Genomic DNA, 14,519 nt, shown 5'->3' with positions numbered 1-14,519 from the left:
CGCGAAGGCACGGAAATCGAAAACATTTATTGAATAAAAAGGAAAAATGAGAAAAATAATTTTTTCCTGACCATTATTATATGTAACGGCCTGTGGGAATGCAATCGTGATCCCCTTTACACTCACGCAGCGTCAACCTTTATAATCGACGCGAGGGAGGTGGAGGGATGGAACAGCGTATGCACATCCGTCAGCTGGCGGAGAAGTTGCGGACCTCTCCGCGAGCGATTCGTTTCTACGAGGAGAAGGGGCTGATCTCTCCGGAAAAAGATCCCCACAACCGCTACCGTCTCTTTTCGGAAAGGGACGCCTGGCGGCTGCAGACGATCCTCGCGCTGCGGGAGGTGGGGATGCCGGTCCGGGCGGTGAAGAGGGTGCTGGAGGTGATGGATAAAGGGGAAAACAGCGGGGTGCGCCGCTACCTGGAGCTGCAGCGGTCGGCCATGTTTTTCGAGTGGATCCGCCTCCGGGAGATGATCGTGACCCTCGACGGCATGATCGACTCCCTGGAGGACCGGGCGCCCGACCGGGAGGATATTTACCGGTTGACGGAGCGGTCGAAGCGTCAGCAGGACCGGCGCCTCAAGTGGCGGGACCGGTGGAATTTCGACCGTCAGGCCGCCTCCTATGATCAGCGGGTGTCCCGGGGGGCGGAGGGTTTTGACGTTCACCGGGATTATGACACGGCGCTGGATGAAACCCTCCGGGTTATCGATCCCCAACCCGGGGAGAAGGGACTGGATCTCGGCACCGGGACGGGCAATCTGGCGGGTCGGTTCCTGGCGGCGGGGGCGGAGATGGCCGGTGTCGACCAATCCTGGGAGATGTTGCGCCGCTGCAGGGAAAAGCATCCGCAGATGGTCACCCGGCTGGGCAATCTCCTGGCGATCCCCTTTTTCGATCAGTCTTTCGATTTCGTCGTCACCAGCTATGCGCTGCATCATCTCGAGGAGGATCAGAAGCCGCTGGCGCTGGAGGAGATGCACCGGGTGTTGAAGCCGGGAGGGCGCATCTGCATCGCCGATCTGATGTTCACCACGGAAGAGGCGCGGCGGGATTATCTGCGGGACTTGAGCCGTGCCGGGAAAGAATACGCGATCGCGATGATCGAGGATGAATACTACGCCGACCGCTCCCGTCTGCTCGCCTGGTTTGAGGCCCGCGGGTACCGGACCGAGGCACGGCAGATCAACGAGATCCTCCATCTCGTTTACGCGGTGCAACCGGGGTAAAACCCTTGACTTTTCCGCTGCGTCAACCGGTATGCTCCTCCTGAACAAGGATGGAGGAGGAGATGCCGGATGAGTCTGTTGATCCGCGGAGCCCTCATTTTGACGATGGGGGAAAACGACCAGCCCTTTTCCGGGGACATTCTGATCGAAAAGGACCGGATTGCCGCCGTCGTCCCCCGCTGGGAAGGGCGGGCGGATGAGGTGATCGACGCCTCGGGCATGGTGGCGATGCCCGGTCTGATCAACGCCCACAACCACACGCCGATGACCCTGATGCGCGCCTTCTGCGACGACCTTCGCCTGATGGAATGGCTGGAGAAAAAGATGCTGCCGGTGGAAGAGCGGATGAACGAGGAAGACATTTACTGGGGTGCGATGCTGGCGATGGCGGAGATGATCCGCTCGGGGACCACCGCCTATGCCGACATGTACATCCACATGAATCACGTGGCCCGGGCCGTCATCGACAGCGGCATGCGCGCCTCCCTGGCCCGCGGCCTGGTCTTTCTGGAGGATGACGGCGGAAAACGGCTGGAGGAAGCGCTGTCCCTCATCGAAAAGTGGACCGGGGCGGGGAACGGGCGCATCACCACGATGCTCGGTCCGCACGCTCCCTTTACCTGTCCGCCCGAGCCCCTCACGGAAGTGATCGATCTGGCCCGAAAGCGAGGCGTGCCCATCCACATCCATCTGGCGGAAACCAAGGAGGAAGTGGTCCGCATCCGGGAGCGGTACGGACAAACCCCCACCGAGTACCTGTACCACCTCGGACTTTTCGAGCACAACCACGTCCTGCTGGCCCACGCCGTGCACCTGACGCGCCGGGACATCGGGCTCTTGAGGGGCATGCGCGGTGGGATCGCCCACAACCCGGTGAGCAATCTCAAACTGGGCTGCGGCATCGCGCCGGTCTGCGACCTGTTGGCGCAGGGGCTCACCGTGGGGCTGGGCACCGACGGGGCGGGAAGCGCCGCCACCCTGGACATGTTTGCCGAGATCAAGGCGGCCGCCTGGCTGCAGAAGGTGGATCGATCGGATCCGGCCGTGGTGCCCGCCCGGCAGGTGCTAAGGATGGCCACGGTGGAAGGGGCCAAATTGTTGGGCATCGACGACCGGGTGGGCACGCTGGAGGAGGGCAAGCAAGCGGATCTGATCCTGATCGATCTCCAAAAACCGCACCTTCAGCCCCTTCACGCTCCCTACGCCCTGATCGCCTACAGCGCCGCCGGCGCCGACGTGGACACGGTGATTATCGACGGACGGGTGGTGATGCGCCGTCGGGAGTTGATGACGATCGACGAGGAGGAACTGTTTCGGCAGGTGGAGAAACGGGCTTCGAGGTTGGTGGATGGAATTTAGGATACCGCTGATCGGAACCGGAGGGGGCCGCCTTTCGCCCACATGACAAAGGCCGGCACACTCCTCCGTCTACAGTCTTCCGGTCGACGTGGAAGTGGAGGGTGAAAGGCCGCGACCGGTTCATCCGAAGGCTTGCGACGCGACTGCAAACAGATGCCCGCCCGGCGGGAGCGCATTTCCGTTTCGCATCATCACCGGGGGGTGCCGCACGGTTTCGAAGCCGCGTCGGGTCAGAAAGTCCGCCAGGCGGCGATGTTGGGAGGGGATGTCGATGCGCACCGGTCCCGGAGCCCATCCGGCGATCCGGTCGATCAGGAGCGCGGCCGCCTCTTCGTCCGGCGCGACCACGGGGCCGATGACCATGCGTTCCGGTCCGGGCACGCCCAGGGCGAATCCCGCGGCTCTGCCCGCCCGGTTTCGGAGGACGGCTCCGATGGAAGCCTGCTCGATTCGCAGCCGCAGGAGGCGTTCCCGTCGGGCGCCGAAGGCCTTTTCGTCCACATCGATGATCTCTTCGATGTCCTTTTTTGATACGGGATGGACGGTCCCTTGATGCGCCGTTTTCCCCAGACCGCCCGTATACCGCTTGGCCACCAGCTTGTCCAAGGTGCCGACCGTTTTGAAGCCCAGTTTTTCGTACAGGGGCTTCCTTTCTCCGTCGCCACGAGCAAAATGGGACGGTCCGGAACCTCCTCGATGCAGGCGCTCACCAAACGGGTGGCCAGCCCCCTTCTCCGGTAATCCGGGTCCACCATGACCACTCCCAGGGAAGCCAGGGTGGAGTAGGGGAAGAGGGCGGCCGTGGAAACCACCTTTCCCTCCGGGGTGCGGTGGGCGAAAAAGCGGCCGGATCTTAGAACTACTTCCATTTCTTCCTCCGAGTAATCCCATCCGATGCGGGCGGAGAGGCGCACCACATCCGGGATGTCGGCTGGTCTCACCCGGTCGATGGGGAGGGAGTCGACCGTTTTCGTTGCGTTCCTCTGCATGGACCTGTTACTCCTTTCCGCCGGTTCCCTTTTCGCTGCCCGGAGGACCGGGTTCCTCATGCCAAAGACTTTTAGGTATGGCACTTGACACGGCTTTCAGATTGATCTGAATCTGGGCAATGTCTGATCTGCAGTCCCATTCAATCTCCAAGATGGGAATGTAGCAATATATTTGCAATTAGAGCAAAAACCTTTTCACCATAGTGTTTGATACATACGGCTTTGCAAAAGTTCCTTAACAAAAGACCCCGCACCGCGAGGGTGCAGGGCCTTTTTTTGCACGGAGGGTATCACTTCTGCTTGAATTCGATCTTCATGGCCTGGGCCATGCGCTTGGGCAGATCGGTGTTTTCCATCCATCCCCGGAACAGGTCGGAACCCTTTCCGTAGGAATAGACGGGGAGGTTGACGCCCGTGTGGGCGGTGCTTGTCCAACCGATATAAGCGCGCTTGCTGACGACGTGGTTGATGGCCAGTTTGCGGTTGCTGGCGTTTCGGATTTGCTCCACTTCTTCATCCGTCAAGTCGATCTTCGCATATTTCTTGAGCACGTCCCGGATGTTGCTGCCCTTTTCGTCGATTTGTTCAGCCATGTATTGACCGGTGGCCGTCACATTGCGCAGGATTTCCGCGCGGTTTTTGTATTCGTTGTAGCCGCCGACGGACATGCCCCCCGTGTCGTGATCACCGGTCACGACCACCAGGGTGCGCCCATCCCGCTTGGCGAAATCCATCGCCACCTGGATGGCCTGCTCGAAGGCCTCCGTGTCCTTCATGGCCCAGGCGGCATCATTGTCGTGTCCGCCCCAGTCGATCTGGCTGCCCTCCACCATCAGGAAAAAGCCCTTTTTGTTCGTCTTCAGCGTGTCGATCGCCGTCCGGGTCATTTCGGCCAGGCTGGGTTCTTTGGACTTGTCCCGATCCAGCTCGGGGGACATGCCCTCCTCGGCAAAGAGACCCAGCAATTTGTTCCCCTTGGCCTTCAGCAGCTGGTCGCGGTTTTCCAGCACCTGATAACCCTGGGCGCGGGCTTCTTCGATCAAATTTCGCTCCGGCTGTTTGCCCCCCTCCGATTCGGGGAGAAAGAACTGCTTCCCGCCGCCGAGCAGCACGTCAGGCTTGCCCAGCATTTGGGGGGCGATGGCGACTTCATCGTTGCGGTGGGGAACCTTGGCCGCAAAGGAGGCCGGGGTGGCGTGGGTGACGGAAGAGGTGGACACCAGACCGGTCGATTTGCCGCTTTCTTTGGCCGCCTCGAGGATGGTTTTCAACTTCTTCCCGTCCGGATCCATTCCCACCATGTCGTTGTTGGTTTTCACGCCGGTGGCCATGGCGGTCGCCGCGGCGGCGGAGTCGGTCACGGCGTTGTCGGCGGAGGCGGTGCGGATCATGCCCGAAAGGGTTTGATCAAACAGGGTCGGCTGATCTCCCTTGTAAAGCCGGTAGTTGGTGGCATAGGCTGCCGAGAATCCGTCCCCGATCATGAAAATGACGTTTTGCACCTTGCCGTGCCCGTCCGACTGAGCTCCCGCCGAATCCGCGAGCAATCCGGCGTTCCAGGCGGTCAGGACCAGGGCAAAAATCAAGACTCCCAACCACAGCTTTCTTTTCATGGCTTCTCCCTCCCGAGGAAAATGGTCGTTGCCAGGAGCGGTTTTCTTGGGAAAGGCTTCATTTCGGATCTTTTAATCGATTCGGAAGCGTTTCACCCAACCTTCCCTCAAAATCACAAGATAGAGCACCCCCTTGCTTAAATATTAACAACCGTTCATTAATTTAATATTATCATTGTTTAAATGTTGCATCAATGTTATCTAAATTAATTGACTATTGCGCCTTGTTTAAGAAATAAAGGAGATGGTTGACCAGGGCGTCCAGTCCGCCGGAACTCCTTTTCCGCTTGGGAAGGACCAGGTAGACGGGAATTCCGGGTAGGGGGGGATCGGAGCGAAAGGGGAGTACCTTCAGTTCCCCGGCGGCGGCCATCCCTTCGGCGATGCTTTTGAGCAGGAATCCGACACCTTCCCCGGTCAGCATCCACCGCAGGAGCAGGGACATGTGATCCACCTCGACGGAGGGCAGGAAGTGGCGGCCGAAGACGGCTCTGAACCACTGTTCGAATTCCGTGCCCCAGCTGAGATGAATGAAGGGGAGCGCCCGAAGAGCTTCGGGGGTAAGCACTTCCTTTTCCAGGGGAAAATCCGTGGGACCCGTCAGACAGAGGGATTCTTCGCGGAGGGGGATTACTTCCAGCCCCGGGTGGTACGAAGGAATGTAAAGGATGCCCGCGTCCGCCAGCCCGCCGAGCAGCTTTTCCGTGATTTCGTCGGAATGGCCGGTGATGAGCCGGAGGGCGATCTCCGGGTGTTTCCTCCGGAACTTTTTCACCGCGGGAAACAGGATGTAATCCCACAGGGAATGGGGGCTGCCGACAAAGAGCTGTTCCTCGGCCACCCCTTCCATCATCAGCGCCTTTTCGCCCTCCCGTTTCAGATCGATGATCCGCCGGGCGTAAGGGAGGAGATGTTTGCCCGCGGGGGTGAGCTCGATGTACCGGCTGGTCCGTCTGAACAGCGGTTTTCCCAGGGCTTTCTCCAACATCTGAATGCGGGTGGTGACCGTGGACTGGACGAGATGGAGAGACTCCGCGGCGCGGGTGAAACTCTTGGTCCTGGCCACCTGCAGGAAAGCTTCCAACTGGTTGATTTCCATGATGTCGCCCCTTTATCTATTTAATAAATCGATAGAAACTATCTATTTTATTCGTTTAACAAATAGAATGACCTGCCGTAAGCTGGAGGGGACGGGAAACGCGACAGGAGGGATCCTCATGGACTGGAAATTCTGGCTGCGGAGATGGGACCGGCAGCAAGAGCGGTATCTCCCCTTCAGGGAACAGAGTTTTAATGCGATGGTTCAATGCGTGGCAGAGGGGGTCCGGGGCAGGGGAAGGGCGTTGGATCTCGCCTGCGGTTGCGGTTCGGTGACCGAACGCCTTTTGAAAGGGATTCCGGAACTTCAGGTGGTGGGGGTGGACATCGATCCCGTCCTGCTGAAAATCGCTCGGGGCGCCTTTGGGGGGGATGAACGGGTGAGGTGGATGGAGCGGGATCTGCGCGATCCGGATTGGGCGGCGGATCTGGAACCGGAATCCTTTGATGCCGTCGTCACCGCCACGGCGCTTCACTGGCTGGAGGAATCCGTTCTCCTTCGGGTTTACCGGGATGTGGCGGCTCTTCTTCGGCCCGGCGGGATTTTTGTCAATGCGGACCACATGCCCCTGGAGAACCGGGTTTTCTCCGATGCGGGCAGGCGTCTGTACGACGAATGGTTTGAGGCATCCGCGGATCGGGACGATTGGGAAGGATGGTGGGAGGCGATCTCGAAGGAAGAAGTGATGGAGGAAGCCCTGGCCGAGCGGGAGAGGCGCTTCGGTCGGCGGAAAACCCATGAGTTTATGCCGCCCGCTTCCTGGCACATTCAGCACATCTCCAACGCCGGGTTCTCCTCCGCGGAGATCCTTTGGAGGTCCTTCGATGAAGCGGTTCTGGCTGCGTGGAAATAACGGGATGTTTGCTTTTTGGGAAGCGGCCATATCCGCTGCGCATCCGGATTCAAGCCACTATGGCAGCGCGCGGCGGTGAACTCCCGTTCGTGGTGACGGAAAGGCCTGCAATCCGGAGGAGGGATCATCCGGAACAAGATCATTCGCATGTTGGAGGTCCTGCGAAATGAAACATTCAGTCCCTTTCCAACAAGTCGATGTGTTTTCGGCCGTACCGTTCAAGGGAAATCCGGTTGCGGTCGTGCTCGACGGCAACGGTCTGCCCAAGGAACGGATGCAGGCCATCGCCAACTGGACCAACTTGTCTGAAACCACCTTCGTCTGTCAGCCGACGGATCCCCGGGCGGACTATCGGCTGCGCATTTTTACGCCCCGGAATGAGCTGCTGTTTGCCGGCCACCCGACCATCGGATCGGCTTACGCCGTGTTGCGGAACGGATTGAAGCCCAAGACCGAGGGACGCTTGGTGCAGGAGTGCGGCAAGGGGTTGGTTTCCATCGACATCGACGGGGACCGCTTGTTTCTCACGCTGCCGAAACCCGCTCTGCGGGACATCCCGGCCGGGGAGCTGGCCGAGGTTGCCAAAGCGCTGGGTGTCCCCATGCAGAGCGTACGGGCGAGGGCGACCGTCGACGTCGGGGTGGCGTGGATGACGTTGCAGTTGTCCGATGCGGAGGAGGTGCGGCGCCTTGTGCCCGATATGTCCCGGATTGCCGCGTTGACTCCGCCCGGTGTTTCCGGCGTGACCGTGTTCGGCTTGGCGCCTGCAGGCGCACGGCCGCAGATCGAAGTGCGTTCCTTCGCCCCGATCGAAGGCGTGCCGGAAGATCCGGTATGCGGCAGCGGCAACGGCTGTGTGGCGGCGCTCGTGAGGCAATTCCGGCTGATTGAGGAACCGGCTTACGTTGCGAGCCAGGGCCGCTGTGTGGGCCGTGACGGTCGGGTAGAAGTGCGGTTCCGGGACGACGGGACGATCTTGCTGGGCGGGCACGCGGTGACGTGCATCCAAGGCACGCTTCGTCTTGAAAGTGGATGAGGGAGTGCGGACGCGGAGTGTCTGAAACTTTATGGGCGGCACTCCGATTCCTGGGTGTCCGGCTTTCCGCCTCCTGACAGGGGGATTCTCACGTTTGCCGTGAAGATCGGAATCAGCGTGAACGCAAGCCAAGGGAGCCGAGAGTTTTATTGTGAGGAAGGAAGGAAGAGGATACTTCCCGAATTGTTGAAAAATACGGGGCTTGAGGGAGGTGCAGACAACATGAAGCTGTTGACGTTTCGAACGGAGAAGGGTTGGAAGACGGGTGTCAAGACGGAACGGGGCGTTCTGGGGATCCCGGATTCCATAGAGTCCATCGCGGAAAGAGGGGAAACGGCGCTCAGGGAGCTGGCCGCCGAGGTGGAACGGGCTCTCCGGGCCGGGACGCAGCTTTTGCCCGAGAAGGAGTTGACCCTGGGCCCCTGCGTGCCGCGTCCGGAAAAGATCCTTTGCATCGGCCTCAATTACCGAAAGCACGCGGAAGAGTCCAACATGCCGATTCCCGAATACCCGATTCTCTTCAACAAATTTGACAATGCCCTGGCCGGGAGCGGAGAGCCGGTTCCGATTCCCCGCGAAGCCCGGCAGGTGGACTACGAGGCGGAATTGGCCATCGTGATCGGCAGGACGGCCCGGCATGTGAAGAGGGAAGAAGCCATGGACTACATTTTCGGTTATTGCGCGGCCAACGACCTGTCCGCCCGGGACCTGCAGTTTCGAACCAACCAATGGTTGCTGGGGAAGTGCTGTGACGGATTTTGTCCGCTCGGTCCCTATCTGGTGACCCGGGATGAGGTGGAGGATCCCCACGCCCTCGGCATCCGTTCGTATGTGAACGGGGAGCTCCGGCAGAATTCCACCACGGGCGACATGATATTCCGCTGCGATGAACTGGTCAGTTACATTTCCCGATACATGACCCTTCGGCCCGGGGATGTGATTTTGACGGGCACCCCGGAGGGCGTGATCATGGGGTACCCGGAGGAGAAGCGGGTGTGGCTGGAGGACGGAGACGAGGTAACCGTCGAAATCGACGGGCTGGGACGGCTGACCAACCGGCTGGTCCGAGAGGCTTAGGGACTCCGTTGCAGCGGTTCGGAAAAGGGAAGGGGGTGTGCCGCCGATGATCCGAGGCGGCACACCCCCTCGATGTTTATTGGTTTTTAGGGGGAATTTTCACGTAGGTGGGGTCGACGGACGGCGTCCAGGTTCCCTCCTTCCAGTGCGTATACGTTTTCCATTCCTCCGAAATCCCGTCTCCGGTAATGCGATAATCATCCAGGAAAGGACTCTCCCCTTCCAGCACGGTCTTGATCCGCACATACCGCGCCGGATGAAGGCTGCTCAGATCGTACGATTTGCTCCCGCTTTCCAGGCGGAACTCGATTTCGTCCAGCACGCGGTTTCCGTCCTCGGACACCTGCACGATGGCCGTCACCGACTCCCTTTCTCCGACATCCGCCACCGCCTGAAGTTCTTTCAGTGACGTCGGCTTTTGCAGATCCCGCCATTCGGTGGTGTGGGAGTGTTCCCCGGTGAATCGGTTGTTCCGGTACAAATCTTGAACCGCTTCTTGGCTGAGGGCCTTTTGAAAGATTTGAACCTCGTCGATCATCCCCCTCACCGGAAAACTGTTCGAGTCCCAGGGACTGATGCCGATGCGCAGGGGATAGTTGTTCGGAGCGATCGGATGGTCACCGGTGGGAACCCGCTCAATCGGCTCCCCGTTGATATACCCGATCATCTCCCCGCCCTTTTCCCAGGTTACCGCCAGGTGCACCCATTCACCCGCGGGGATGGATCCTTTCGTAAACGTATGCCGGGAGCTGTCCGCATCCCAGACCTCCGGATAGAGACCGTTGTTTTGCACGCCCAGGACATATCCGTTGCCGATCGATGTTTTTCCGACGATTTTCTGGTCCGCCGCGGGGTTTTCCAGTTGGACCCATGCCATCAGCGTCAGTTCGTCGGAGGCGTTTAAGCGGTCGCTGTGGGGAACCTCCACCCAGTCATCGCCGTCCAATCGGAGTGCCTGCCCGTGCCGGCCGGGCACCCGTTCGGGGTTCCCCTTCAGGGTTCCGTCGTGGCCGAAGCCGGAATCATCCCTGGCGATGTCTCCGTCCGGTTCGTCGAAGCGGAGGGACAACACCGGTTTCAGCAGCCCGATCACGCCGGGAATGCCCACCTTTCGGGGCGGGGTGTCCCCGATCCGGATTTGGAATTCACCGTTGTTGTCGAAGGTGTGATGGAAAACCACGGTTCGGGTCTCGCCGGGACCGAGGGTGATCGGCCGGGACTGCGCCTTCTGTCCGTCCACGATCAGATCCACATCCTGGGTTTTTTCATAGCTTCCGATGTTTTGCACCTTCGCTTCGGCGGTTACATGGTCCGACTTCCCGTCGTGGTCCACCTTCAGATCGCTGTATTCGAAGGCGGCGGGCTTCGGCGCGATGGTCACCTCCCGCCTGAGGGAGGAGGAGTCGATGGTGATCTCATGTTTGCCCGGATGGTACAACCGCAGTGTGAAGACCACCGTTTCGCTGCTGTCCGGTCCGATCACCGCCTTTTTCGACTGGACCCGTTTTCCGTCCACATAGAGCGGAATTTCCTTGACGCCGATCCCGCCCCGGTTTTTCACCCGAACCTTCACCTGGAAGGGTTCATGGGCTTCCGCTTCCGTTTTTGACACCTCCAGCGAGGTGTAGACAAAGGATGGATTTTCCGCAGTCATGGAAGGCGGGGCGTCTTTCGGATCGGATCCCCACTTTTTGTTCGGTTTCGGCCCCATCACAAAGGTGAGGCTTCCGCCGTCCGCCAGGTCTTGGTGACGGAACCACGGACCTCGGAGGGGCTTGCCGTTCAAGCGGGCGGTTTGGATGTAGGGACCGTCTTCATGCCCCAGCCGCTTGATCACAAAGTCCTTTCCTCCGTAATGATATTCGGGCAGGTGGATGATCACTTCGTCGAAAAGGGGGCTGCCGATCTGATACGTCGCCTGGGCCGGGGCCACCGGGTAGAATCCCATGGCGCTCAGGACAAACCAGGCTGAAAGCTGCCCCACGTCCTCGTTGCCGGGAATGCCGTTGGGGCCGGTTCCGTAGAGTTCATCCATGATTTTTCGGGTGTACTTTTGGGTTTTCCAAGGCTGGCCCGCGTAGTTGAACAGGTAGGCGTAATGCTGGTCCGGTTCGTTGCCGTGCCAGTATTGGGAGAACTTTTCGTTCCAGGCGGGATAGATGAAGGCGGAAAAGATGTGGTCCAGGCGCTTCCGGAAGGTGTCCCTGCCCATCAGCTGCATCAACCCGCGCACGTCGTGGGGGACGAAAAAGGTGTAGGACCAGGAGTTTCCTTCCACAAATTCGTTCCATTCCCTCGGATCAAAGGGTTCCCTCCAGTCTCCGTCCGCCTTTCGGGGGCGCATGAATCCCGTCTCGGGATCGTACAGATTCTTGTAGTGGAAAGCCCGCTCTACAAACCGCCGGTAATCTTTCTCCTTGCCCAATTTTTTCGCGACCTGGGCGATGGTCCAGTCCACATAGGCGTCCTCCAGGGTGGTGGATACGGATCCCCAGCCTCCCCAGTCCGTGTCGTAGGGGATATAGCCGTACCGTTCATATTCCTTCAGCCCTGACCGTCCGTTGAAATCGTGTTCCGGGGGAGGCAGTTGCGTCGCTCCTTTGAGGATGGCCTCATACGCCTTTTGGCGGTCGAAGTCGCCGATATCCTTCATGATCGATTCGGCGATGACGGAGACGGCGTGGTCCGAGATCATGCAGTTTGTATAGCGGTTGACCATCGGCCACCGCGGCAGCCACCCGCCTTCTTCATAATTGGCCAGCAGGGATTTGATGAAGTCATTCTGCTCTTCCGGTTCGACCAGGTTGTACAGCGGATGGGCGGCCCGAAAGGTATCCCAGAGAGAAAAGGTGTGGTACTGGGTGTAGCCTTTGGCCGTGTGAACTTTGTTGTCAAACCCCATGTATTTGCCGTCGACGTCCGAAAAGGTGTAAGGCCCGAGCAGCGCATGATACAGCCCGGTGTAAAACTTGACTTTGTTCTCTTCGTTTTCGTCGCGCACTTCGATGGTTCCGAGTTTCTGATTCCAGATATTCCGGGCATCGGCCCGCACCTTGCCGAAGTTCCAGTGAGGAACTTCCGCATTCAGGTTTTTCATCGCCTGTTCTTCGCTCACGTAGGAAATCCCGACCTTGACGAGAATCCGTTCTCCCTGGCGGGTGGAGTAATTGACAAAGGCTCCGATATCGTTTCCGGAGGCGAAATTGGAGCCCTCGCTCACCTGCCGGCCGTTCCAGGTTCCGTAGGATTTGAACGGCTTGGAAAACTTGGCGGCGAAATAGACGGTGTAGGGCGTTTGCCCTCCGCAGAAGGGTTTCGGATTCACCTGGGATCCGACAAGGGTGGTATTGTTCAGGATCCGGACTTCCCCTCCGGATACCGGCTCGTCTTCGAGGGTGTGGGAGACGTCGAAGAGAATGCGGCTGTTTTCACTTTCCGGGAACGTGAATCGCGAGAACCCCGTTCGGGTCGTGGCGGTCACCTCGGCCCGGATTCCGTAGTCGTCCAAGGTCACCGCGTAGTAGCCCGGGGTCGCCGTTTCGGTTTCGTGTCGGAAGGCGGACCGGTAGCCGGATTCCGTGGTTTTCAACTCGCCCGTCATGGGCATGGTCAAAAAACTGCCCAGCCCCCAACAACCGGTTCCGCTCAAGTGGGTGTAGCTGAACCCCTCGATATGCTTGTCCCTGTACATGTAGCCCGCGATGTGGCGCCCCGTGTCCGGGCTCAGCTGGACCATCCCGTGGGGCAGGGCCGCTCCGGGGAAGGTGTTGGCTTCCCCCATCGCCCCTTCCTCGGAATAGATGTCGGTTCCGATGAAGGGATCGACGTAATCGACGGGTTCCTTGCCCCTTCCCGACTTAGGCGTTTCAGCCGCCAGAGCAAACGGTTGGGCACACAGGCCGAACAGCAAAAGGCTTGCAATCAGCGAAATCCGGATTTTTCGCAATCCGTATCCCTCCCGCCGGAGTGATTGGCCGATCAGGTTTTTCTGATCAATTTAATTATAGTAAATATTAGAAAATATTTAAACAAGAGGGAGGATATGCGGCTGAAAAGGGATGCGGGGAGGCGTTCTGGCGGATTGCCTCAAAGAAGGTTGGGGTGGCGGGGAGAACCGAACAGGGAATTGTCCGGATCATCAAAGAAATGGGATGATCGGTGAAAACTCACCGGGAAAAGTCCAGGCATCCATCATGAAGCTAGTTTGTGAGAAAAAAGAAAAAGAAGAGGGGAAATGTCCTCCGAGGATCAAGAGAACGCGTTGGGCGGGACCGATTTTTCGCCGGGAGCCCCCTTATCCAATGGAGCGGAGGCGAAAAATCGCGTCCCGATTCTTAGATGCAGGGTTTGTCACCTTCCCTCTTCCAAAGCGATCTGCCGTTTCCGCATTCAGTCTCCCTGCGGCAGATTGAGGCGGCGGACCGTGTCCGCGTCGAAGTCGGACGTGAGTCGGACGGAGAAGTTGTAGCCGTCCTTTTCCAGCGAAACTTCCATCCGATCCCCTCGGTCGGCCCTTTCAAACCGGGAACAGAGGCGGGAGAAAAAGTCCTCATCCGGTGTTCCCAGCACCACGTGCATGTCCGGTTTCAGCGCCCGCATGGCGATCGGGATCCACGGGCGGTTCCTGTCGACCGTCACGGCGTGGGCGGTCCCGCTGATGACGAAGGAGAACTGTTCGGTGGGTTCCTTGGAACGAAAGCCGAGTTCCGTTTCGAGCCACGAACGAAACCGGGACACGCTTTGTACCGGAAAACCAATTTCCCTCAGGTACAGAGCATTGAGCGGTCCGTGTGCCGGAATCGCATCCTCAGAAATGTACGAATGGGCGATGAGCTCGAGCAGATTGCCGTCCCCGTCCCGAAAGTAGAGATTGCGCCGAATCGGGATTTCATCGATTTCACGGCCGTCAGGCCAGGCGGCGATCAGCAGACCGGACTGCCGGATGAGATCGGCGGCCTCGTAAAATCGGGAGTAGGGAACTTGAACCGCAAAGTGAGCAGGTGCAAGCGGCTTGTCCGACAGGAAAAAAGACAAGCGGGTAAAGGGAGTCAGAGAAAAGGAGATTTGATCGGAAGACTCATCGACAACAGGCAGACCCAGACGCTGGTTGTAAACTTGCTTGGTTCCACTTAAAGAGACGGTGGGAAGCCGCAATTCGGCAAAGTGAGTGATCAATTTCCTTGTCCTCCCGTTTGTCTAACTTCCGTGGAATAATCATACCCCCGGTTCCCTTTCATGTCCATCCAATCCTGTGCCGAAGC

10 protein-coding genes and 1 pseudogene are annotated in these 14,519 nt (G+C 59.0%); 5 read left to right on the top strand and 6 right to left on the bottom strand.

Features of this window, described 5'->3' with window-relative positions; all coding sequences use genetic code 11:
• Positions 1 to 167: 167 nt before the first annotated feature.
• Positions 168 to 1,232, top strand: a complete 1,065-nt coding sequence (locus CLV97_RS05995) for a MerR family transcriptional regulator (RefSeq protein ID WP_342749768.1) — start codon at positions 168 to 170, stop codon at positions 1,230 to 1,232.
• A gap of 69 nt (positions 1,233 to 1,301) precedes the next feature.
• Positions 1,302 to 2,591 (top strand): amidohydrolase, encoded by a 1,290-nt coding sequence (locus CLV97_RS05990; protein WP_106344623.1) that lies wholly within the window; start codon positions 1,302 to 1,304, stop codon positions 2,589 to 2,591.
• Positions 2,592 to 2,711: 120 nt separating this feature from the next.
• Here CLV97_RS05990 and CLV97_RS18515 read toward each other — a convergent pair whose 3' ends face one another.
• From CLV97_RS18515 to CLV97_RS05970, 4 genes and pseudogenes are all read right to left on the bottom strand, one after another.
• Positions 2,712 to 3,197 (bottom strand): GNAT family N-acetyltransferase, encoded by a 486-nt coding sequence (locus tag CLV97_RS18515; RefSeq protein ID WP_245891394.1) that lies wholly within the window; start codon positions 3,195 to 3,197, stop codon positions 2,712 to 2,714.
• Between the two features lie 83 nt (positions 3,198 to 3,280).
• Positions 3,281 to 3,460 (bottom strand): annotated as a pseudogene (locus CLV97_RS18905) (GNAT family N-acetyltransferase); the annotation flags it as partial.
• Between the two features lie 410 nt (positions 3,461 to 3,870).
• Complete coding sequence (locus tag CLV97_RS05975; protein WP_106344620.1) at positions 3,871 to 5,193, bottom strand: alkaline phosphatase; 1,323 nt, start codon at positions 5,191 to 5,193, stop codon at positions 3,871 to 3,873.
• 214 nt (positions 5,194 to 5,407) lie between these two features.
• Positions 5,408 to 6,292, bottom strand: coding sequence for a LysR family transcriptional regulator (locus CLV97_RS05970; RefSeq protein ID WP_106344619.1), 885 nt, complete (start codon positions 6,290 to 6,292; stop codon positions 5,408 to 5,410).
• A 118-nt stretch (positions 6,293 to 6,410) separates the two neighbouring features.
• Between CLV97_RS05970 and CLV97_RS05965 the strand changes: the two genes are divergently transcribed.
• The 3 genes from CLV97_RS05965 (at position 6,411) to CLV97_RS05955 (ending at position 9,258) form a co-directional block, all read left to right on the top strand.
• The gene (locus tag CLV97_RS05965; protein ID WP_170070378.1) at positions 6,411 to 7,145 is read left to right on the top strand and encodes a class I SAM-dependent methyltransferase; all 735 of its coding nucleotides are present in this window, start codon (positions 6,411 to 6,413) and stop codon (positions 7,143 to 7,145) included.
• Positions 7,146 to 7,311: 166 nt separating this feature from the next.
• Positions 7,312 to 8,181, top strand: a complete 870-nt coding sequence (locus CLV97_RS05960; protein ID WP_106344618.1) for a PhzF family phenazine biosynthesis protein — start codon at positions 7,312 to 7,314, stop codon at positions 8,179 to 8,181.
• 222 nt (positions 8,182 to 8,403) lie between these two features.
• Complete coding sequence (locus tag CLV97_RS05955; protein ID WP_106344617.1) at positions 8,404 to 9,258, top strand: fumarylacetoacetate hydrolase family protein; 855 nt, start codon at positions 8,404 to 8,406, stop codon at positions 9,256 to 9,258.
• A 76-nt stretch (positions 9,259 to 9,334) separates the two neighbouring features.
• On the opposite strand, the gene CLV97_RS05950 is transcribed toward CLV97_RS05955, so the two are convergent.
• A complete protein-coding gene (locus tag CLV97_RS05950) occupies positions 9,335 to 13,204 on the bottom strand; it encodes a GH92 family glycosyl hydrolase (protein ID WP_106344616.1) in 3,870 nt (1,289 codons plus the stop codon).
• Positions 13,205 to 13,647: 443 nt separating this feature from the next.
• Entirely contained in the window at positions 13,648 to 14,433 is a 786-nt protein-coding gene (locus tag CLV97_RS05945; RefSeq protein ID WP_106344615.1) for a VOC family protein, read from the bottom strand.
• Positions 14,434 to 14,519 lie beyond the last annotated feature (86 nt).

Source organism: Planifilum fimeticola, assembly GCF_003001905.1.
Lineage (GTDB): Bacteria > Bacillota > Bacilli > Thermoactinomycetales > DSM-44946 > Planifilum > Planifilum fimeticola.
Note: the sequence above shows the minus strand (reverse complement) of the source record. Positions and strands in the feature narration are given on the sequence as shown.

Excerpts from the sequence above, each read along its gene's own strand:
- CLV97_RS05970 (WP_106344619.1), bottom strand. The coding sequence starts at position 6,292 with ATGGAAATCAACCAGTTGGAAGCTTTCCTGCAGGTGGCCAGGACCAAG.
- CLV97_RS05960 (WP_106344618.1), top strand. The coding sequence starts at position 7,312 with ATGAAACATTCAGTCCCTTTCCAACAAGTCGATGTGTTTTCGGCCGTA.
- CLV97_RS05975 (WP_106344620.1), bottom strand. The coding sequence starts at position 5,193 with ATGAAAAGAAAGCTGTGGTTGGGAGTCTTGATTTTTGCCCTGGTCCTG.
- CLV97_RS05995 (WP_342749768.1), top strand. The coding sequence starts at position 168 with ATGGAACAGCGTATGCACATCCGTCAGCTGGCGGAGAAGTTGCGGACC.
- CLV97_RS05965 (WP_170070378.1), top strand. The coding sequence starts at position 6,411 with ATGGACTGGAAATTCTGGCTGCGGAGATGGGACCGGCAGCAAGAGCGG.
- CLV97_RS05990 (WP_106344623.1), top strand. The coding sequence starts at position 1,302 with ATGAGTCTGTTGATCCGCGGAGCCCTCATTTTGACGATGGGGGAAAAC.
- CLV97_RS05955 (WP_106344617.1), top strand. The coding sequence starts at position 8,404 with ATGAAGCTGTTGACGTTTCGAACGGAGAAGGGTTGGAAGACGGGTGTC.